Here is an 18,246-nt window from a genome sequence, read left to right on the forward strand (position 1 = left end):
CGCGGTGCCGCGCCTACTTCCCGGCCGAGGGATCGCAGCCGTCCTGCTGCTCGCAGAACTGTTGTGCCCGGCGTCGCTGTTCGGGAGTCAGCTCCGGCGGCGGCCGTGCGATGGCGGCCTGGATCTGGTCGGGGCCACCGGTGAGCTTGTTCAGACCGCGACCCGCCGCCAGTACGCCCTTCACCACGCCCATCATGATGTAGCCACCACCCATGCTCACCTGCTCGGGCGATGGCGGCTCGCTCCAGTCGCGACTGAAACGGTTGTCACCGAACTTCACCGGGTTCTTGAAACGGTACAGGTCCAGCGCCTCGTCCTCGGGCTTGATCGCACGTACTTCACCCAACGTGGTGACATCGCCCTGCGGCGGCGCGGCGGCATCGGCAGCATCGGCGGCCGGCACCCCGCTCGCTGCAGGCGGTTCGATCACGGGGTCAACCTGCTGCGCGTGCGCAGTGGCGGCCAGCATCATGCCGGCCAGAAGTGCTCCCTGCAGTTCCCGTCGTGCCACAGCCATCGCCCTGTCTGGTGCGTCCAATCCCCGAGGATACGCATCACGGCTTCAGATTTCGTTGGGCGCGGCGTGAACGTTCAGGGTGCATCCGATCTTGCTTCGTGCGGCACGCAACCTGCGATTTGCAACAATCGTCATTCCCATCGGTGCATCAGGCCGCCACGCTGCCGGGTTACCCACGCACGCGAGCACCATGGCCCACGTTCCGACACTCCTTCCGCTGCAGATGCGCTGCAGCTGATGTCACGCGTGGCATTGCTGGTCGGGCTGGCCTTGCTGGTGGCGATGGTCACGGCGGCCCTGCTTGAGTGGACGTCGCGCGTCCGCTGCAGAATGAACGCCCTGCGGCGAAGCAGCCCATTACGCATGCTGGATGATCGGGAACGCGCCGCATTGGCGACGCTGCGCGTCTTGACCGGCTGCATCCACGACGACCAGGTACGCGTGCTGACCGGCGCATTCACCGGAGGGTCGCGCCGCGCCAACTACCCGGTCTGCGACGGCCAACTGGCCGGCATTCCCGTGCTGATGCCCCGCCAGGCGTGGTCACACCTCGCCGACCATAATGATGCCGAGGTGGTGATGGCCAGGCACTGGGCCGTCGTCGTGCGCCTCAATGGTTTCGAGGTGGCATCCCTCCGTCGTCCCGCCGCCGCGCGCATCCACGGTGAGCGGCGGGAGACACCGGCCGAAGTCGCGATGCGCCGCGGTCCCGGGTTGCGGCCCGCGGCACTGCCGATCACCGCCCTGGCGCTGTGGGCAGCCGTGGACCTGTCCGGCGTCGCGGCACTGTTCATGGTGCTGATTGCCGCAGGCACCGCGTGGCTGGCGTGGCCACGACGCCGCGGGCCCGCAACCACCCAGCGCGTGCTGCAGCTGCAGGGGCAGCTGCAGGCGTATCGGAAGCGTTCCGATGTCGGGCCGGTGTGGCTGCTGGGCGCCGACCGGCGCGTGCAGCTCCCGTGGGAATGGGCTGATGCCCGCGCGTTTGCCCAGCAGCGGTCGATGCGGCTGGAGGTCCGCGCCGATGATGGCGCGGTGCTGGGCGCAGGGCCGGGCTGGTGCCTGGCCCGCGATCGGCAACGCTTTCCGCCCGGTGGCGGGCTCTGGCAGCTAGCCTGGCTGGGCCTGCTGCTGTTGCTGTTGCTTGCCGGCTGGCTGGGCGATCTGCGATGGCTGCCGGTCGCGGCCGTGCTGGCAGCGTGGCATGCGCTGCGATGCATCCTGGCCATCCGCCAATTCCTCCGCCGCAACGCTGCACGCACCGCCGACATTGCGCAGCGCGCCAACCCCGGGCACTGAATGGTTCACTGCATCCCGGCACACCGTCTCACACCCTGAGACCCATCTGTGGTGCCATGTGACCCCTCGCAAACCGTCCCGGCTCCCTCCTCCATGGCCTACGAACTCGCCAAGCGCACGGCCGACGCCGAGCAGAAGCTCGCCACCCGCGACGGCCTGCCCGCGCGCGATGGCGCCCTGCTCAGTGCGCGCCTGCAGCGCCGTTACCACGACCGCATCACCGGCAGCTTCGCCATTCCCGGCCGCGAGGGCCGCTACGCGCCTGTTCCCGACTCGGTGCCGCCGGCCCTGGCCGCCGCCCTGAAGGCACGCGGTATCGAGCAGCTCTACAGCCACCAGGCCGAAGCCTGGGAGGCCAGCCAGCGCGGCGAGCACGTGGCCATCGTCACCCCCACCGCCAGCGGCAAGTCGCTGTGCTACACCCTGCCGGTGGTCAGCGCGGCCATGCAGGACAAGGCCAAGGCGCTGTATCTGTTCCCGACCAAGGCGCTGGCTCAGGACCAGGTGGCCGAGCTGCTGGAACTCAACCGCGCCGGCGACCTCGGCGTGAAGGCCTTCACCTTCGATGGCGACACGCCCGGCGATGCGCGCCAGGCCATCCGCCTGCACGGCGACATCGTGGTGTCCAACCCGGACATGCTGCACCAGGCCATCCTGCCCCACCACACCAAGTGGGCGCAGTTCTTCGAGAACCTGCGCTACATCGTCATCGACGAGGTGCATACCTACCGCGGCGTGTTCGGCAGCCACGTCACCAACGTGCTGCGCCGGCTCAAGCGCATCTGCGCGTTCTACGGCGTGCAACCGCAGTTCATCCTGTGCTCGGCCACCATCGGCAACCCGCAGGCGCATGCCGAAGCGCTGATCGAGGCACCGGTTACCGCCATCACCGAATCCGGCGCGCCCAGCGGGCCCAAGCAGGTGCTGCTGTGGAACCCGCCGGTGATCAATCCAGACCTGGGCCTGCGCGCCTCGGCACGTTCGCAGAGCAACCGCATCGCCCGCATCGCGATCAAATCCGGGCTGAAGACCCTGGTGTTCGCGCAGACGCGCCTGATGGTGGAAGTGCTGACCAAATACCTGAAGGACATCTTCGACCACGACCCGCGCAAGCCGCCCCGCATCCGCGCCTACCGCGGTGGCTACCTGCCCACCGAACGCCGCGAGACCGAGCGTGCGATGCGCGCGGGCAACATCGACGGCATCGTCAGCACCTCGGCGCTGGAGCTGGGCGTGGATATCGGCAGCCTCGACGTGGTCATCCTCAACGGCTACCCCGGCAGCGTGGCCGCCACCTGGCAGCGCTTCGGCCGCGCCGGTCGCCGCCAGCAGCCCGCGCTGGGCGTGATGGTGGCCAGTTCGCAGCCGCTGGACCAGTACGTGGTGCGGCATCCGGATTTCTTCGCCGAGGCCTCGCCCGAACACGCGCGCATCGCCCCGGACCAGCCACTGATCCTGTTCGACCACATCCGCTGCGCGGCCTTCGAGCTGCCGTTCCGCGTTGGCGATGGCTTCGGCCCAATCGATCCGGAAGTGTTCCTGGAAGCGCTGGCGGAAACCGAGGTCATCCACCGCGAGGGCGAGCGCTGGGAATGGATCGCCGACAGCTACCCGGCCAACGCGGTCAGCCTGCGTGCGGTGGCCGATGGCAACTTCGTGGTGGTCGACCGCAGCGATGGCCGCCAGCAGATCATCGCCGAGGTCGACTATTCCGCGGCCGCGCTCACGTTGTACGAAGGCGCGATCCACATGGTGCAGTCCACGCCCTACCAGGTGGAAACGCTGGACTGGGAAGGCCGCAAGGCCTACGTCACGCGCACCCACGTGGATTACTACACCGACAGCATCGACTTCACCAAGCTCAAGGTGCTGGACCGCTTCGATGGCGGCGTGGCCGGGCGTGGTGATTCGCACCATGGCGAAGTGCACGTGGTGCGCCGCGTGGCGGGCTACAAGAAGATCCGCTATTACACGCACGAGAACATCGGCTACGGCCCGGTGAACCTGCCCGACCAGGAACTGCATACCACTGCGGTGTGGTGGCAGCTGCCGCAGGCACTGCTGCTGCGCGCGTTCGCCAGCAAGCAGGATGCGCTGGATGGCTTCCTTGGCGCGGCCTACGCGCTGCACATCGTCGCCACCGTGGCGGTGATGGCCGATGCGCGCGACCTGCAGAAGTCGGTCGGCAACGGCGATGGTTCGTGGTTCGCGATCGCCGACCAGACCGGCCGTGGCCAGCTGCGCGGCGGCGAGGGTGATCCGGGCATCGTCGAGCTGCTGCAGGAGTTCGTGCCCACCGTCTATCTGTACGACAACTTCCCCGGCGGCGTCGGCCTCAGCGAGCCGCTGTGGCAGCGCCAGGCCGAACTGGTGCAGCGCGCGCGCGAACTGGTGCAGCGCTGCGACTGCAAGGCAGGCTGCCCCGCCTGCGTGGGCCCGGTGCTGGCCGCACAGGAAGAGGATGACACCTCGCCGCGCGCACTGGCGCTGCGCGTGCTCGACCTGTTCGATGCCGAAGCCTGCCAGCACGTGCACGACGTGGTGGTGACCACGCGCGACCCGATGGAGCTGCTGGCACCGTGAGCCTGAGCCTGGACAAGCTGCGCCTGCTGCGGAAGCAGGCCGGCGACCCGAAGGCGAGCACGCCGGCCGCGCCCGAGCCGCCGCCGGCAGCACCGGCGCCGGTGGCCGCCAACGATGCGCGGCAGCCTGCGGCCGAGCGCTCGGTGTTTGCCTGGGTCGAACAGGAGATCCGCCACAAGCCGACCGGCGCCGCAGCACCTGCCACGGCGCCGCCCGCACTGCGGCGGCCGGAGGTAGGCGGCCTGCATCGCCTGCTCGGGCTGCGCACGCGCGGTACCGCCGCCCCGGTGCGGGCCAGCGCGCAGGACCGGCAGCTGCCCGGCGAGGAGATCGCACCGGGCCTGTTCCTGATCGAATCACTGCAGCCGCAGGCGATTCCCGCGCAGCCGCTGTCGCTGGATTTCGCCCGCCGCGATGGCGAGCACGTGGCCGCGCGCGACCTGCTGTTCTTCGATACCGAAACCACCGGCCTGGCCGGTGGCACCGGTACCCGCGCCTTCATGATCGGTGCCGCCGACTGGCATGCCTGTCCGCAGCGCGGCGAAGGCCTGCGCATCCGCCAGCTGCTGATGTCCACCATGGCCGCCGAGGACGCGATGCTGGCTACCTTCGCCAGCTGGCTGCAGCCGTCCACCGTGTTCTGCAGCTACAACGGCCGCAGCTACGATGCGCCGCTGCTGAAGGCCCGCTACCGGCTGGCCCGGCAACGCGACCCGATCACCACGCTGGACCATGTGGACCTGCTCTACCCCACCCGCCGGCGTTATCGCGGCAGCTGGGAGAACTGCAAGCTCTCCACCATCGAACGCCAGCTGCTGCGCGTGGTGCGCGAGGATGATCTGCCCGGTTCGGAAGCGCCTGCGGCATGGCTGCGTTACCTGCGCGGCGGCGATGCCGTGAACCTGCGCCGCGTGGCCGACCACAACCACCAGGACGTGGTGACCCTGGCCCTGCTGCTGCAGCGGCTGATCCGCGAGGAACAGCGCGAGCGCGAAACGCTGGCGCTGGTGCAGCCCTGAGCGCGCGCGGGTTCAGGCGGCGTTGACACCACTGACACGCGCAGCGGCGACACTGCCCGCTGTCCCTTCACCGGAGCCGTGCCCATGCGCCCTACGACCTTGTTGCTGCTGGCCAGCATCCTGCCGCTCGCGGCCTGCAGCCATGCCGGCACCAGCAGCACCGCCGACACAGCCCCCCTGCCGCCCAAGGGCGCCGAGGGCACGCATGAGTGCCGCCCCGAGGCGCTGGAAGCCTTCACCGGCAAGCCCGCCGACGAGGCCACCATCAAGAAGCTGGTGGCCGACAGCGGCGCGCGCAACGCACGCGTGGTGAAGCCGGGCATGGCCGTGACCATGGATTTCCGCCAGGACCGCGTGACCGTGCACGTGGACGAGCAGAACCGGATCGAACGCGCCAGCTGCGGTTGATCCGGTAGCGCCGGGCCATGCCCGGCGTTTTCCATCCGCATACGCGCCGCTGCGCTCGCCGGGCATGGCCCGGCGCTACCGCGCTGTCAGAGCTGCTGGGCCTTGCCGCTGGCCATGGCGCGGGCGATCACCTGCTTCGCCTGTGCCGAGGCCTGTGCCTGCAATGCGGCCTGGCGTTCACCCAGTTCCGCCTGCTGACTGCCCAGCGCAGCCTGGCGCAGGCCCAGCTGGGCCTGCTGGTTGGCCAGTTCGCTGATGTCGTGGCTGTGCGCGTCCTGCACCGCCTGCACTTCACGCATCGCAAGACGGGCCTCGGCTGCGGCCTGGCGGGCAATCGCGGCGTCATCCACCGCACCACGCGCCGCTCTCGCGGCTTCCGCTGCGCCCTGGCGGTTGATGTCGCTCTCGCGCACCGCCCGGCTTGCCGCCTGCGTCGCCACACGGCTGATTTCGCGGGCGTGCACGGCCTGCTTGCGGCCCAGTTCACCCTGTTGGCGCCCCAGCACGCCCTGCTCGCGGCCGAGCTCACCCTGCTGGCGGCCCAGTTCGGCCGACTGCGCATAGACGCGCTGCAGCGGCTGGATCAGGGCCGGATCACGCACGGCATAGCGCTTGTTGCCTTCGCGGAACCACAGCACCGGGCCATCGCGGCCGACATCGCGGCGGGCCTGCTGGATGTCGTCGATCGTGGCGCTGGCATAGCTGCGGCCATGGTCGATCAGCACGTGGCCACGTTCCAGGTCGTTGCCCAGGTGCAGCTCGCCCACCGTGGTGTAGCTGTCGTCATCCTCGACCGGCGGTGCCGGAGGCGCGGGCGGCGCAGGCGGAGCCGCGGGGACGGACGGCGCGGCGGGCGGTGCCGGCGGCTTGGGCATCACCAGGTGCACTCCCTTGGCCGGCACGGCGGGCGCGGCCGGTGGTGCGGGCGGTGCAGGGACGACCTTCGGCGGTGCAGGCGGCGCCGGCGGTGCCGGGGCGGCCACCAGGCGCATCGGCGCCACGCCCACCGCAACCACCAGGGCGGTCAGGCCGATGGCGAGGATGCGCGGACAGGCGCGACGCGGCTGCAGGCTCAACAGGCGGCGCTTGAGGCTGGTGGTGCTCGGCGCGGCACTCGCCACGCCCAGGTGCGGCTGCGGCGCCACACCCAGCTGCAGCAGCAGGCGGCCGTAGGCGTGGCGGCTGGCACCATGCTGGCCCACCACCGCCGCATCCACCGCTTCCTCGCGGGCCTGGGCGTATTCGCGCACGGCCAGGCGCAGCAGCGGATGGAAGAAGAACAGATGCTGGGCCAGTGCGGGGAGCAGGCCCCACTGCAGGTCACGCCGCTGCATGTGCTGCAGCTCGTGGGTCAGTGCCAGATCCAACGCATCGCCCTGCAGGGCATTGGCACCGGCCGGCAGCAACAGCACCGGGCGCAGCGGGCCGACCAGCTGCGGCGCGTCCACCTGTTCGCTCATCCACAGGCGCGGTGCGCGGCGCAGGCCGTGGGCATCGGCCGCCAGCTGCAGGGCCTGTACCAGGGCCGCGTCTTCGCAGGGGTGCGAGGCGGCCAGCAGCGCACGGCACTGGCGCCACTCACCGAAGGTGCGCCACGCCATCACCAGCACGCCGGACAGCCACAGCGCCGCCAGCGCCAGCGCCCACCAGGCCATCGGCGATACGCCGCTGCCGATCGACGCGGCGATGTCAGGGGCCTGATTGATCGGCGCGGTGGCCAGCAGGTTCGCCGAGAGTTCCGGCGCCATCGGATGGATCGCATCGGCGGCCAGATCGGTGGCGCTCATTGCCACTTCCTGCGGCGCCGGCAGCCAGGCCAGCTGCAGCGGCTGGCTCCAGAACAGGCCCAGCACGGCCTGCAGCGACACCAGCCACCACAGGCGGCAGCGGGTGCTGGCCGACAGCGAAGGCAAGGCGCGGCAGAGGCCGTAGACCAGGGCCACCAGCAGCACGGTCTGCAGGCTGGTCCAGCCCAGGCGTTCCAACAGGGAAATCAGCATCGTGGTGTCCATGGCTCAGCCCTCGTGGCGACGCGATTGGAGTTGGGCGACCAGTGCTTCCAGTTCGGCCAGCTCGTTGTCACTGACTTCCTGGCGCTGCGACAGGTAGGCCACGAACGGCGACACCGAGCCCTGCAGGGTGTTGTCGACGAACTGGGCCACGGCGCCCTGCAGCACGCTCTCCGGGCCACGGGTGGCCTGGTAGCGGTAGACGCCCTCCTGCTGCTCGCGCTGAAGATACCCCTTGGCGCGCAGCCGCTCCATCATCGTCAGCACGGTGGAACGGGCCAGCCCGCGGGCCTCGCCGTAGCCACTGGCGACCTCGCCGACACTGGCTGGCGCATGTTCATCGATGTACTGCAGCAGGGCCAGTTCCTGGTCCCCGATGGTCTTGCCACGCATGACACCACTCCCTTGACTACACGTGTCGTCAATGTCTGCGTGACGACAGCTGTAGTCAACCCCCCGGAAGTCATGGGCCGACGAACGGTAGGGGGGGGTGATGGGCTTTATGCAGCGGCGTAAAGATTGTCGCTTACGCCAATCTTTCGTGTAATTGCGTGTTTGATTGTCGCTCCCTGCGGAAGCGGGTCGTTCAAAGCGTCAATCATTGGCATATCGAATTCCGGGCATGCGTCGGGCCTTCCCTGGCGGCTGAATCACCTAGCGTGCTTAAGGTGTTGATCAGGAGCATCGCCAACTGAACGTCAAAATTTGATTCCTGACCCCTTGAAAGACGTGACGGGCGTCACCAATGCAATGAGAAGGCGGTCAAGGAAGTCTCGTCGCAACGTTTGAGACTCCTGGACCTGATAGTTGCTGGAAAGTGACCTTCTCAGGGGGAAACAGGACGTGACTCAGCAGTACTCATCTACTGGCGCGGGATTGGGGGACGTCTCGCCCCCCTCGGACCCGATCGTTGACACCGCCACGAACCCTTTCAAGATTCTGGCTCTATCTGGCGGGGGGTACAGGGGGCTTTACACAGCTCAAGTGCTAGCTGACCTTGAAGCCCATATCCAAGCGCCTATCGCCTCCCGATTCGACCTAATCGCAGGCACCTCCATTGGAGGGATTCTGGCGCTGGCTCTATCGCTTGAAGTTCCTGCTGCTCGGATGGTTGAGCTTTTCACGGCCCATGGGCATGAGATCTTCAAAGCACGAAGTTCCCTCGGGGGCATCTGGCGCTCCAAGTACACACAGCTCGCGCTGCTGGACCTTCTTCGAGGAGAGAATCTCTTCGGGCAGAAAACGCTGGGGCACTGCAGCCGAAGAGTCATCGTGCCAGCCATCGACTACAGCAACGGGGTACCCGTGCTGTTCAAGACGCCCCACCACCCCGATCTAACCAGGGATCACGCGTATGCGGCGACCGATGTCGCGCTTGCAACCAGCGCAGCGCCTGGTTACTTCCCGCGGCATTGCTTTGACAATCGCCAATTCATCGACGGGGGCCTGTTTGCCAATGCTCCTGGACTCTTGGCTGTACATGAAGCGCAACACTACCTCGGTGCGAAAAGGGATGAGATCCACGTTCTGTCGGTAGGCACGATGTCATCCCGGTTCACCGTTGATCCAAGTTCTGGGCGTGCGGGAGGAACGTTGGACTGGGGTGGATTCAACCCAGTGAATACGCCACAACGCCTGTTCGGAATCGCGATTTCGTCGCAGGAGTCGCTAGTTCACTCAATGCTCTCGCACAGGGTCAAAGCCGGTCAGTATCACCACGTCGACGAACCTTTGACCGATGAAAAGGCGAGATCAGTTGCCCTCGACAAGACTGATTACGCAGCGCAGGAAGCACTGATCGGCGCCGCTCGCCAGTCATCGAAAGTCGCGCTTGGCAACCCGGTCCTTCGTGAGCTTCTTAAAAGTGCGGCTCAGAGTCCTAAGTTCTATTACGGCCCCCAGGCAGTCGAAGAAGGAGTCATCAATGCTTAACCTGCACAAGCTCTTTCTAAACGACGACAATCCCATTAGCTTGGATAAGGTCATCACGCCTACTGACGATCAGAAGCGTCAGCTGCAGGAGGCGAAGAACATTATTCGCGATCACCTGCGTAAGAGCATTCGGGATGCGACGGTTACGATCCTGGGAATGTCCCATATGGTGTCCCCGCGATTCCGTACGCAAGGTTCATGGGCCTACCGAACCTGCATCCAAGGGGCGCATCTTCCGCCACAGGAGATGGACTGGGACTTTGGAGTGTACTTGCCGGTGACCGCCTGGGAGGACACTTCGCCTCCGCGAAAGATGGCAAAGCTCTACTTCGAGTTCGTCGAGCATTCACTGGCCGAGCTATGCCGTACGCGCCCTTGGCTTCTGGATCGCACCAACAATCGTTGTGCACGCGTCAAGATAGCCAGTTGGGGGCATATTGACCTTCCGCTGTACGCAGCACCTGAAGAGAAGTTCCAGCACGTGTCCGAACGAGCTGTCATGGACTCTGCAAAAGCTAGCGCCAACTACCTGCGCGAGAGCGCTGGACTGGAGGATTACTCTGAGAGTGGCGAGATGCCCAACGACTTCTGGGTGTTGATGGATGAGATCCACGTGGCGAAGCGCGACGGCACTTGGCAAAAGTCCGACCCTGAGCAGGTCGCGAATTGGTTTGATGATCGCGTCACTGAGCATACTGACCAGTTGCGCCGTGTATGCCGGTACCTGAAGGCATGGCGCGATCACAACTGGGAAACCGGCGGCCCCTCTTCCGTCCTTTTAATGATCATCGCTTCGCAGTCGTTCAAGCCCATTCGAGGAAGAGACGATCTCGCTCTCGAAAGCGCCGCCCAAGTTCTTGCTCAGAAGTTGTCGGGAGAAGTTCGAGAAGTTGGAATCGATTTGGGCGAAGAGGACTTCAATCGCCTTGATGCAGCCAGAAGGACTCAAGCCGCTGAAAAAGCACGCGAGCTCTATAAGGCTATCCACTCTAGCCGCCACTATGGACAAGGATTGATCGCATCAGCAATCCAGAACATGAAGGGACAGTTCGGAGAACGCATAGCAAACGAGCCTTCTTTGGTGTCGGTAGACACTGCTGCCGAGGTTCGTTCGGTTGACCCTGTTCGTGTCGCTGCGCCCGCTGTAGGCGCAACCAAGGCAGGCTGATCAATGGGCCAGCCGCGTAAGACGGCGCTTTCCGCCCTGCTTAGGTTCATGACCTCGCAGGGCTTCAAGCAGCTCCCAACTCGAGATGGGCGGTATAGCTTCAGCGGCTCGCTGCCCTGCACAGGTGGCGAGGCAACTGTTACGTTGACGGTAGTCGATTGGGACTTTGTCAGCTATCCCGTCATTCAAGTGCACGAACTACCTGGCGGCTCACCGGAACTCATACCTCATATCAGCGCATGGGGCGGTTTCTGCTACCTAGCAGCTGGATCAGTCGTGCTTGATCGCTACAACCCAGATGTCGCGGTCCAGCAATGTCTTGTCCTTGCCAAGAAGGAGCTAGACCGCCTCCTTGCCAATCCCAGCTACAGACAAGGTGAGTTCCAAAGTGAGTTTGGCGCGAACTGGTCGATCGGCCAGGAGCCACTGCCTCGTCAGTTCCTACTGGGTACGGTAAGCCCAGGCGACTCCGAGTCGGCCTCCTACCTCCTCCCCTTCAAGGGACTTGCGGCAAATCTAATTTCATCCGCAACGGCAGAACCGGACACGATTGCGCGCGCATGTGGCTGGGATGCACCTCTGCGCGGTAACTCTTCAGCTTGGATTCTTCGGTCCAACGAGATGCCTAAGCTTATGCCTGATGGTCTCCCTGCGACGATAGGGGAAATGTTCAGGTGGCTAAGGACTTGGGACGTGTCGCTCTATCGAAAGGTGTGCAAGGTCTTTTCCTCACCTGACTATCTGCGCTATGGCGAGATCACCTTTTTGATCCACTCAGCAGCGGGCTGGTTCGGCTTCTCCATGGAGATAGATAGAACACTCGCAGTGGCATTTCGCCGCAAGCCCGGCCAGCTTCGTCAAAGGCTTCACACTGGACGCCAAGACACCGCAATCAGGAGGGTGTCGGTCAACGAGATATCACCGGAATACATCCACAGTCGCAACTTGACCTTCCCTAGCCTTGCAGGCCGTCGCGTTGTCCTCATCGGCTGCGGCTCAATCGGAAGCTACTTGGCACAGGCTTTGGTTCGTCTTGGCGCAGGATCCGGCGATGGTGAGTTGCAGCTCATTGACCACGATCACCTGTCCCCCGGCAACCTGGGACGACACGTCTTGGGTATCGAGTCCCTCTACCAAGCAAAGTCAGCCGCCCTTGCTGAGCTGCTTATGAGTCAGTTCCCCCACGCCAAGATCGTGTCAAGCATTCGGCGCGCTAAGTTTCCCAATGACTTCTATCGAGCCAACCTCGTGATTGACGCGACCGGGGAGGAATCTCTGAGTGAGGCTATCAACTATCACCGGCTCGAGCTCCCTGAGAGCACGAGGCCTGCCACTCAGCACATATGGGTGACAGGGAAGGGGGAGTGCGCTCAAGCTCTCTGGACTGACGACACTCGTCATGCTTGTTACAGATGCATGGTCCTGAACGACGGCAAGCGGACGCCGCGGTTCGACCTTGGTCTTCCGCCAGCCACAGAAGTTATGCATGGATGTCAGACATTCACCCCCTATGCCGTTTCTGCTCCGATGATGGCCAGCGCGTTGGCCATTGATCAGATCAGCTCGTGGCTTCGTGGAACACCATCTCCGAGATTCCGCACGCGGATTGTAGAAGGGAGCAGTGCCCGCAGACTCAAGAATCAGGACGTCGAGCCCCTTAAGGAGTGTCCTGCATGTCGCACGATCTGACTGCGTCTGACGCGCTTGGCCTAGGGGGCCATGTCTTGATCCAGGCGGAGGTGATTGAGCTCATTCGGGGATTCTGCCAACACAACGCTGAAGCACCAGAGTCGGGAGGAGTGTTGCTTGGGTTCCGACGGGGGGTTCATCTACATGTGACCAGAGCAACAACACCAACCGTCCATGATCGCTGCTCCCGAACTTCATTTGAGCGCTCCTCCAAAGGGCATCAAGCCGCAGCACTGCAACATTGGTCATCCTCCGCTGGCACAGGTGACTACTTAGGCGAGTGGCACACACATCCCCAAGTTCATCCTTCGCCGTCGGGCACTGACCTTTTTGAGTGGAAGAAGATACTCGCTGGAGCCAGTGCGAGACAGATGATCTTCCTTGTAGTAGGCATTCAGACGATATGGGCCGGTGTTGGCTCCGCTGGCGTAGTGAAGCAAGTCCGGCTTGAGTAGTCGTGAGGTACAAAGAGCTTTAATGGCTTCGGCCGGCTACACCGGTAGCCGCGATTTGAGAGGCCGGGGAAAGTTAGCGGCCTATTCGAGGACGTTTCTTTCGTAGACGCTGCATCGATCAACCCACGTAACCACAAGGAGCAAGGGAATGAAGCTTGAGATTGTGAAGATTCACGAGAAGGGAAAGCAGGATGCCGAGTACGTGGAGCTGAAGGCAAAGGAAGCCTGCACGCTGAGCAACTACATCTTGTCTGACACTACGTACCTGTCTCCAACCACCGTTTCGAACAAGCTCAGGCACGTCCACTGGTTTACACCAAAGAACCTGGCAAAGGGAGACTACGTTTTCCTTCGAACCGGCAAGGGAGTAGATACATCACACAAGAACAGAGCTGGAACCACCACCTATGTCATTTATTGGGGCTTGGGGACGCCTGTCTGGAACAACACTGGCGACGCAGGCATCCTGATTGAGATCAATGATCGGCAGACGATGAAGGCTTGATACCCGGATCTAGTCGTGAGCGAAAGGCCGCCGGCAATTGACGCCGGCGGCATCTTTTCGGGTATATCCATCATGTAGCTAGGCAGGCATTGTCGGGTACTCGTCCTCGTTCGTGAAATCCAAGACGGTGTGGTCTTGCATGCCCGATTCCTTCCGCTGATACCAATACACATTCACATCAGCGCATCTGAGCATCGAGGTGATTGCGCACAGCCTCTAGGATTTCAATGTCGCCGGTGCACATCAACTTGATCGCCGGTTCGCCGCCAAACATAGCTGCAGCATTTTTGCGGCGAATCCACGAATTTGCTTGTTGAGGGCTACGAAAGATCGTGTGCAGCATCCGATAAATGGAAATGATGTATCCAATACGCATTAGCACTAAGTCGTCGATCAACCATTGCGCATCATCAGCTGTCTGCGGAAGCTCTGGCAGCGCAAGCATCTGGCGCTGTTCGTCTTTGCCTAGAGACCAAGCCTCAGCAATTCGCTGAAATATCCGAATTCCGCCTTCTTCCAGATCGTCCGGCTGATTACGCTCTGACTCGTGCACGGCCCATTACCTCAGTTGAGCTACTGGAAAGATACACCTCCGACATAGCTATCACTACTAGTCAACGGCTTAAGATTTCGCCCCCGCATTGATGCTTTCGGGACGTCGTCAGGATAGATGATTAGCCAACGCTCGCGAAAGCTGAATCAGATTGATCCATCGGTCGAAAAGGTGAATCAAGGCACGCCAGTATTCGGGCGTTTTATGGCGCTCCTCCCCGTTCAGCTTGACGCGGCACGCGCTGCGGTGCAACGTTGCGGCTGAAGGCACACTTCGCCTCATCGTGGGTCTTCGGCCCAGCGTGATCTGCAGGACCTTTTGAGATTGTCACTGACCGTTTGCCTTGCAGCACGGTCACAGCAGGCAAGCCCCAGTAGCGACTATGTGCTGATCAAGGCCCATAGCATTCCAGCACCAACGACCACAGCGTGCAATGAGCGTCATCGTGATCGGCGTTGCGCGAGACTAAACTCCACTGCGACATCGCTGCGGTCCCATGCGAAGCAGCGACCTGAAGCCTCTTGCTGCCGAGGACGCCACCAAGGCAAATATGGACACTCTCTCCCCCGCCCAGAAGATCCTTCTAGACGCAGCTTACGAACGCCGCGCGCTAGCCGAGCAATGGCTTAGCTCCGATCAGGTCACCACTCGATTGGGCTCAAGGAGAGTCGGGGATGTGCACAGCGCAAGCCAGTTGCGGCGCCAAGGAAAGTTGCTGGGGGTGTATGTAGCACTCCCTCTGCCGACCTATCGCTATCCGTCCTGGCAGTTCCGGCCGGATGGTCAACCCGTTGACCATCTCGCTGAAATCCTGACGTTGTTGCGCGAGTTTGGTCCATTCGAGCGAGAGTCACAGGGTTTGCATCGCACCACCGGCTGGGGCGAGATCGAGTGGTTTCTATCGCCGCATGCGTTGCTCGAAGGTGCTTCTCCTGCTGCGGCGCTGGCTGAAGATCCGGCTAGCGTGCTGAGTGCCGCCCAAAGCGAGTTCACAAGCGGCAGTTCATAGGCTGGCCACCTACTTCAACCGTAGAGTGAGCGCTCTCGAAGACGAGTGCGTGGTCATACTTGACCTAGAGCATCCGTCGCTTTTGTTCATGCGATGCCGCTCTATTTGATTGCAGGTTGTCGCGTGGAGGGCGCGTCACCCGTCAGCTAAAACGAAGCGTCGTGTCGGAGCTCTCTTGGCCTGGAAGACTGGACCAAGGAGGTCATGCCACTGCTGAGCTGGCAGCGGGTCTACGGTAAGACCACATCACCGCGATGCGATCCGTCAGCCCTCGGGCCGCTTTCTGGTCGCCTCAGGGGCTCAATCTTGCCCGAGAACCGGAAGGCCTTGGGGCTATGCCGATGGCTTCAGTGGCCGTTGAGCCCTAATCCGACAGTGAAGTTGCTCCCGAAATAACAATGGAATCAAAGACTTGCATGAGTGTGTCGAAAGTGTGTGCAAAGTGCGTCGTTGGTGCGTATACTTGCGCCGTGGCCGACTGGACATCGACCACCTCCAACTCATATCAAACATCTCAGACTAATTGATCTTCTCGGCATCTCATATATTTCTCGATCATATCTAATTAAATCTAATATACTAATTCGCTAAGCCGATTGAATCACTCATATCATAATCTCAATATTCTCGGAGTTCTCTCATGTCCGTTCGTATGAACATAGTTCTGTCCGATGACTTGAAAAGGGCGCTTGACCAGGTCACTGCGGAGACTGAACAGTCTGCCAGTGAGACGTTGAGAAAAGCTCTTCACCTTTATCTAGCTGCTCGTGACAACACGAGGAGTGGCGAGCGCAAGCTCGGCTTCTTCGATGTTAAGACCCGCCGCGTAGATGGGGAGGTTGTCGGACTCTAACCCCTTGGAGTCCCCAACGTGTCAGAAAACAATCTGGATTTGAATCGCATCCCTGAGCGGATGTCGCTGAGTGTGGAAAAGGTTGAATGCCTTGAGGATGCGAGCCATCGTCGACGCAAGGATTTGATCATCTTCGTGATCTTTACTGCAGCCTGTGTCATGGGTTTGGCCGCATCTCTGTACGTGATCTTGTTTGATCGCGAACCAGAAGTCACGAAGCTCGCTTGGCCTGCATTCACGGCAATTCTTGGCCTGATTGCAGGTCGATTCTCGAAATCCTGAACCAATCGAGCTTGGGGAGACCTCTGCAGGGGTCTCCTCAAGCCGATTCATCCCGCCCGTCGCGTTTCACGCGGCTGCAAGAGCTTGGACGCCCAGTTTGACCGTCCGGTGCGACGCTGACGTACCGGAGTGGATCTTGGGCCCAATCTCCTTCGCTGATCGATGCCCCGGATGCCGTAGGCCGAGACATCGTCATTCCTGCCGGTGATGAAATGCCCAGAGGTTCGGCCATTCTATTGAACGTCGCCGCCCTTGATGCTTAGACCGCTTGGCTTTCGCCTCCTGGCACCTAGCTGTAGCTTCCTTGCTACATCACCAGACGCAACCCAGGTACACCTCTTGGAACGTATGCTGGGCTGCATCTTGGACTGCCGGGTTCAAGTTGGAGGACGAGAAGAAGCCGTAGCCTGAGACTTTGAAGAAGAAGTCATCTCCTTCAATTGACTCAAAATCTCGCGGCTCGTGGAAGAAGCTTCGTCGCATGTCAGTTCGAACCATCCAGTCCAGTGCCACCTCTTCGCCTGCGAGCGGGTGAGGCGTGCCATCCAATTTGATTGTTTTTACATTTCCAGTGAGATGCGTCTTGAGAAGAAGCGCACAGTGGTACGCAATGTAATCCGCAAGCTGCACGCCAAGGACTTGCTTTGAGTCGCACCCGTGATGGACGATCAGCCGCGTTGCGTCAGCGCTGTACCCACCAACCATCCCTTCGTCAATGAACAGATGTTGAGGCGTCGGCAGCGCATTGGCTTGGATGATTTCGAGGGCAATTTTCACCACCGAAGTCTGCAAACTGCTAAGTTCTGACAACGGTGCAACGTAAACAGCAAATTGGCACCCTAGTGCGATGTCCCCGATGCTCTCGCGCAACGCATGCAGATGCGGCTTGCCGGACATCTGCACTCCACTCTTGTACTCATCAAGCCCGGGCTCCAGCCCTGCGTGCTTAAGCACTCGATCAATTTCGGATCCTGGGTCATCAGGCGAGTAGACAAAGCTCACGCAGATGAGATCGAGTTCAGAGTGGATGCTTTCGTCGACAAAGATCATTGCTCGCTCACCGTCGTAGATATGCCGGCGCAGACCGGTCGGTAGTAGGGGCGTTGCGGCTGCTTTTCACATTCTCTGCCAGATGACAAGCTCACGCGTACTCTTCAGAAGTGCGCTTAGGAGTGCCTGCCTTTCAAGCAACTTGGATCTTGGATACGGGCTTGCTTATGCCGTGAGCATGAATCGCACGACCTTGGCGAGCATGACTCGGTCAATGTCCGCGGCCACACCTGGGTGACGTATCGATCGTACAGACAGCCCATCCAGTAATGATGCAACCAAAGCGCAGCGGGACACCGATTCTGGCGTGCGCTCGCCGAGCAGGGTTTCAAAGGAACGGCGCACGTCTGTGTCGCTTTCAGCGATGAGCTTCGATATTTCGGGGTTGCGAACCGACTCGGCAAGAATCTCCATCGCCAATCCGGCATGCTCGCGATCCATATATCGCTCCGCAGTGCGCTCGGCTAAGTCCGAGATTGCGCTGACTACGTCAGAGTGCTCCGCGGCCCGCTCCACGTCGTGGACCAGCAGGGCAAGCTCGCTTTCTTCTTGAGCAACCAACGCCTCGACGATGTCTTCTTTGCGAGCGAAGTAGTGATAGATATGCCCAGAGCTCATCCCTGCCGCAGCGGAGATGCGAGACATGCTCGAGCGATGGAAGCCATCTCGGCGGAAGCACTCGGCAGCAGCGCTGACCACCTGGGCTTTGCGACGCTTGGCGGTGGGAGTTTCTGAGTTCTCTGACATTACGTCACCTTATTAGGTGTCTGTCTCAGGGCAGCCCGAAAGTATGACCGAGCGCCGCGGCGCGCCCATCCTTCCGTTCAGCTGTTGTTTATCTTTCCGTGAGATAGACTCTCCCGGTCAAAGTTAGGTCGGTCAACCTACCTAATTCGCTACGCCATCTCCCCCCCT

17 protein-coding genes are annotated in these 18,246 nt (G+C 62.1%); 11 read left to right on the forward strand and 6 right to left on the reverse strand.

What is annotated here, in order from left to right; genetic code table 11:
- Positions 1 to 13: 13 nt before the first annotated feature.
- The gene (locus IAE56_RS00060; protein WP_200750952.1) at positions 14 to 517 is read right to left on the reverse strand and encodes a hypothetical protein; all 504 of its coding nucleotides are present in this window, start codon (positions 515 to 517) and stop codon (positions 14 to 16) included.
- A gap of 237 nt (positions 518 to 754) precedes the next feature.
- Here IAE56_RS00060 and IAE56_RS00065 point away from each other — a divergent pair, with 237 nt between their 5' ends.
- From IAE56_RS00065 to IAE56_RS00080, 4 genes are all read left to right on the forward strand, one after another.
- The gene (locus tag IAE56_RS00065) at positions 755 to 1,816 is read left to right on the forward strand and encodes a hypothetical protein (protein WP_200750953.1); all 1,062 of its coding nucleotides are present in this window, start codon (positions 755 to 757) and stop codon (positions 1,814 to 1,816) included.
- A 93-nt stretch (positions 1,817 to 1,909) separates the two neighbouring features.
- A complete protein-coding gene (locus IAE56_RS00070; protein WP_200750954.1) occupies positions 1,910 to 4,399 on the forward strand; it encodes a DEAD/DEAH box helicase in 2,490 nt (829 codons plus the stop codon).
- Positions 4,396 to 5,418, forward strand: coding sequence for a ribonuclease H-like domain-containing protein (locus IAE56_RS00075; RefSeq protein WP_200750955.1), 1,023 nt, complete (start codon positions 4,396 to 4,398; stop codon positions 5,416 to 5,418). Before IAE56_RS00070 ends, IAE56_RS00075 begins: the two co-directional genes overlap by 4 nt.
- 84 nt (positions 5,419 to 5,502) lie before the next feature.
- Positions 5,503 to 5,826 (forward strand): I78 family peptidase inhibitor, encoded by a 324-nt coding sequence (locus IAE56_RS00080; RefSeq protein ID WP_200750956.1) that lies wholly within the window; start codon positions 5,503 to 5,505, stop codon positions 5,824 to 5,826.
- Between the two features lie 86 nt (positions 5,827 to 5,912).
- Here the strand turns inward: IAE56_RS00080 and IAE56_RS00085 are convergent, their stop codons facing one another.
- Both IAE56_RS00085 and IAE56_RS00090 read right to left on the reverse strand, forming a co-directional pair.
- A complete protein-coding gene (locus IAE56_RS00085) occupies positions 5,913 to 7,838 on the reverse strand; it encodes a M56 family metallopeptidase (protein ID WP_200750957.1) in 1,926 nt (641 codons plus the stop codon).
- A 3-nt stretch (positions 7,839 to 7,841) separates the two neighbouring features.
- Positions 7,842 to 8,228, reverse strand: a complete 387-nt coding sequence (locus IAE56_RS00090; RefSeq protein WP_164073873.1) for a BlaI/MecI/CopY family transcriptional regulator — start codon at positions 8,226 to 8,228, stop codon at positions 7,842 to 7,844.
- 450 nt (positions 8,229 to 8,678) lie between these two features.
- On the opposite strand from IAE56_RS00090, the gene IAE56_RS00095 reads away from it, so the two are divergent.
- The 4 genes from IAE56_RS00095 (at position 8,679) to IAE56_RS00115 (ending at position 13,584) form a co-directional block, all read left to right on the forward strand.
- Positions 8,679 to 9,767 carry a CBASS cGAMP-activated phospholipase gene (locus IAE56_RS00095; RefSeq protein ID WP_325167138.1) on the forward strand — a complete coding sequence of 363 codons (1,089 nt, stop codon included), beginning with the start codon at positions 8,679 to 8,681 and terminating at the stop codon, positions 9,765 to 9,767.
- A complete protein-coding gene (locus tag IAE56_RS00100) occupies positions 9,760 to 10,935 on the forward strand; it encodes a cyclic GMP-AMP synthase DncV-like nucleotidyltransferase (protein ID WP_200750958.1) in 1,176 nt (391 codons plus the stop codon). Before IAE56_RS00095 ends, IAE56_RS00100 begins: the two co-directional genes overlap by 8 nt.
- Positions 10,936 to 10,983: 48 nt before the next feature.
- Complete coding sequence (locus tag IAE56_RS00105) at positions 10,984 to 12,624, forward strand: ThiF family adenylyltransferase (protein WP_200750959.1); 1,641 nt, start codon at positions 10,984 to 10,986, stop codon at positions 12,622 to 12,624.
- A 603-nt stretch (positions 12,625 to 13,227) separates the two neighbouring features.
- Complete coding sequence (locus IAE56_RS00115; RefSeq protein ID WP_200750961.1) at positions 13,228 to 13,584, forward strand: hypothetical protein; 357 nt, start codon at positions 13,228 to 13,230, stop codon at positions 13,582 to 13,584.
- 178 nt (positions 13,585 to 13,762) lie between these two features.
- Here IAE56_RS00115 and IAE56_RS21255 read toward each other — a convergent pair whose 3' ends face one another.
- Complete coding sequence (locus IAE56_RS21255; RefSeq protein ID WP_200750962.1) at positions 13,763 to 14,137, reverse strand: antitoxin Xre/MbcA/ParS toxin-binding domain-containing protein; 375 nt, start codon at positions 14,135 to 14,137, stop codon at positions 13,763 to 13,765.
- A gap of 496 nt (positions 14,138 to 14,633) precedes the next feature.
- Here IAE56_RS21255 and IAE56_RS00125 point away from each other — a divergent pair, with 496 nt between their 5' ends.
- The 3 genes from IAE56_RS00125 (at position 14,634) to IAE56_RS00135 (ending at position 16,281) form a co-directional block, all read left to right on the forward strand.
- A complete protein-coding gene (locus IAE56_RS00125) occupies positions 14,634 to 15,146 on the forward strand; it encodes a hypothetical protein (protein ID WP_234455788.1) in 513 nt (170 codons plus the stop codon).
- 640 nt (positions 15,147 to 15,786) lie between these two features.
- The gene (locus IAE56_RS00130; RefSeq protein ID WP_200750963.1) at positions 15,787 to 15,999 is read left to right on the forward strand and encodes a ribbon-helix-helix protein, CopG family; all 213 of its coding nucleotides are present in this window, start codon (positions 15,787 to 15,789) and stop codon (positions 15,997 to 15,999) included.
- Between the two features lie 18 nt (positions 16,000 to 16,017).
- Positions 16,018 to 16,281 (forward strand): hypothetical protein, encoded by a 264-nt coding sequence (locus IAE56_RS00135; RefSeq protein WP_200750964.1) that lies wholly within the window; start codon positions 16,018 to 16,020, stop codon positions 16,279 to 16,281.
- A 312-nt stretch (positions 16,282 to 16,593) separates the two neighbouring features.
- Here IAE56_RS00135 and IAE56_RS00140 read toward each other — a convergent pair whose 3' ends face one another.
- Positions 16,594 to 17,331: a hypothetical protein gene (locus IAE56_RS00140; protein ID WP_200750965.1), complete on the reverse strand. Its 738-nt coding sequence runs from the start codon at positions 17,329 to 17,331 to the stop codon at positions 16,594 to 16,596.
- Positions 17,332 to 17,496: 165 nt separating this feature from the next.
- Positions 17,497 to 18,078 (reverse strand): TetR/AcrR family transcriptional regulator, encoded by a 582-nt coding sequence (locus IAE56_RS00145; RefSeq protein ID WP_200750966.1) that lies wholly within the window; start codon positions 18,076 to 18,078, stop codon positions 17,497 to 17,499.
- Positions 18,079 to 18,246 lie beyond the last annotated feature (168 nt).

Source organism: Stenotrophomonas sp. S41, assembly GCF_016624625.1.
Classification (GTDB): domain Bacteria; phylum Pseudomonadota; class Gammaproteobacteria; order Xanthomonadales; family Xanthomonadaceae; genus Stenotrophomonas.

Bases quoted from the DNA above. Each gene is read 5' to 3' on its own strand.
- IAE56_RS00145 (WP_200750966.1), bottom strand. From the start codon at position 18,078: ATGTCAGAGAACTCAGAAACTCCCACCGCCAAGCGTCGCAAAGCCCAG.
- IAE56_RS00065 (WP_200750953.1), top strand. From the start codon at position 755: ATGTCACGCGTGGCATTGCTGGTCGGGCTGGCCTTGCTGGTGGCGATG.
- IAE56_RS00100 (WP_200750958.1), top strand. From the start codon at position 9,760: ATGCTTAACCTGCACAAGCTCTTTCTAAACGACGACAATCCCATTAGC.
- IAE56_RS00115 (WP_200750961.1), top strand. From the start codon at position 13,228: ATGAAGCTTGAGATTGTGAAGATTCACGAGAAGGGAAAGCAGGATGCC.
- IAE56_RS00125 (WP_234455788.1), top strand. From the start codon at position 14,634: ATGCGAAGCAGCGACCTGAAGCCTCTTGCTGCCGAGGACGCCACCAAG.
- IAE56_RS00085 (WP_200750957.1), bottom strand. From the start codon at position 7,838: ATGGACACCACGATGCTGATTTCCCTGTTGGAACGCCTGGGCTGGACC.
- IAE56_RS00140 (WP_200750965.1), bottom strand. From the start codon at position 17,331: ATGATCTTTGTCGACGAAAGCATCCACTCTGAACTCGATCTCATCTGC.
- IAE56_RS00105 (WP_200750959.1), top strand. From the start codon at position 10,984: ATGACCTCGCAGGGCTTCAAGCAGCTCCCAACTCGAGATGGGCGGTAT.
- IAE56_RS00080 (WP_200750956.1), top strand. From the start codon at position 5,503: ATGCGCCCTACGACCTTGTTGCTGCTGGCCAGCATCCTGCCGCTCGCG.
- IAE56_RS00070 (WP_200750954.1), top strand. From the start codon at position 1,910: ATGGCCTACGAACTCGCCAAGCGCACGGCCGACGCCGAGCAGAAGCTC.
- IAE56_RS00090 (WP_164073873.1), bottom strand. From the start codon at position 8,228: ATGCGTGGCAAGACCATCGGGGACCAGGAACTGGCCCTGCTGCAGTAC.
- IAE56_RS00130 (WP_200750963.1), top strand. From the start codon at position 15,787: ATGTCCGTTCGTATGAACATAGTTCTGTCCGATGACTTGAAAAGGGCG.
- IAE56_RS00060 (WP_200750952.1), bottom strand. From the start codon at position 517: ATGGCTGTGGCACGACGGGAACTGCAGGGAGCACTTCTGGCCGGCATG.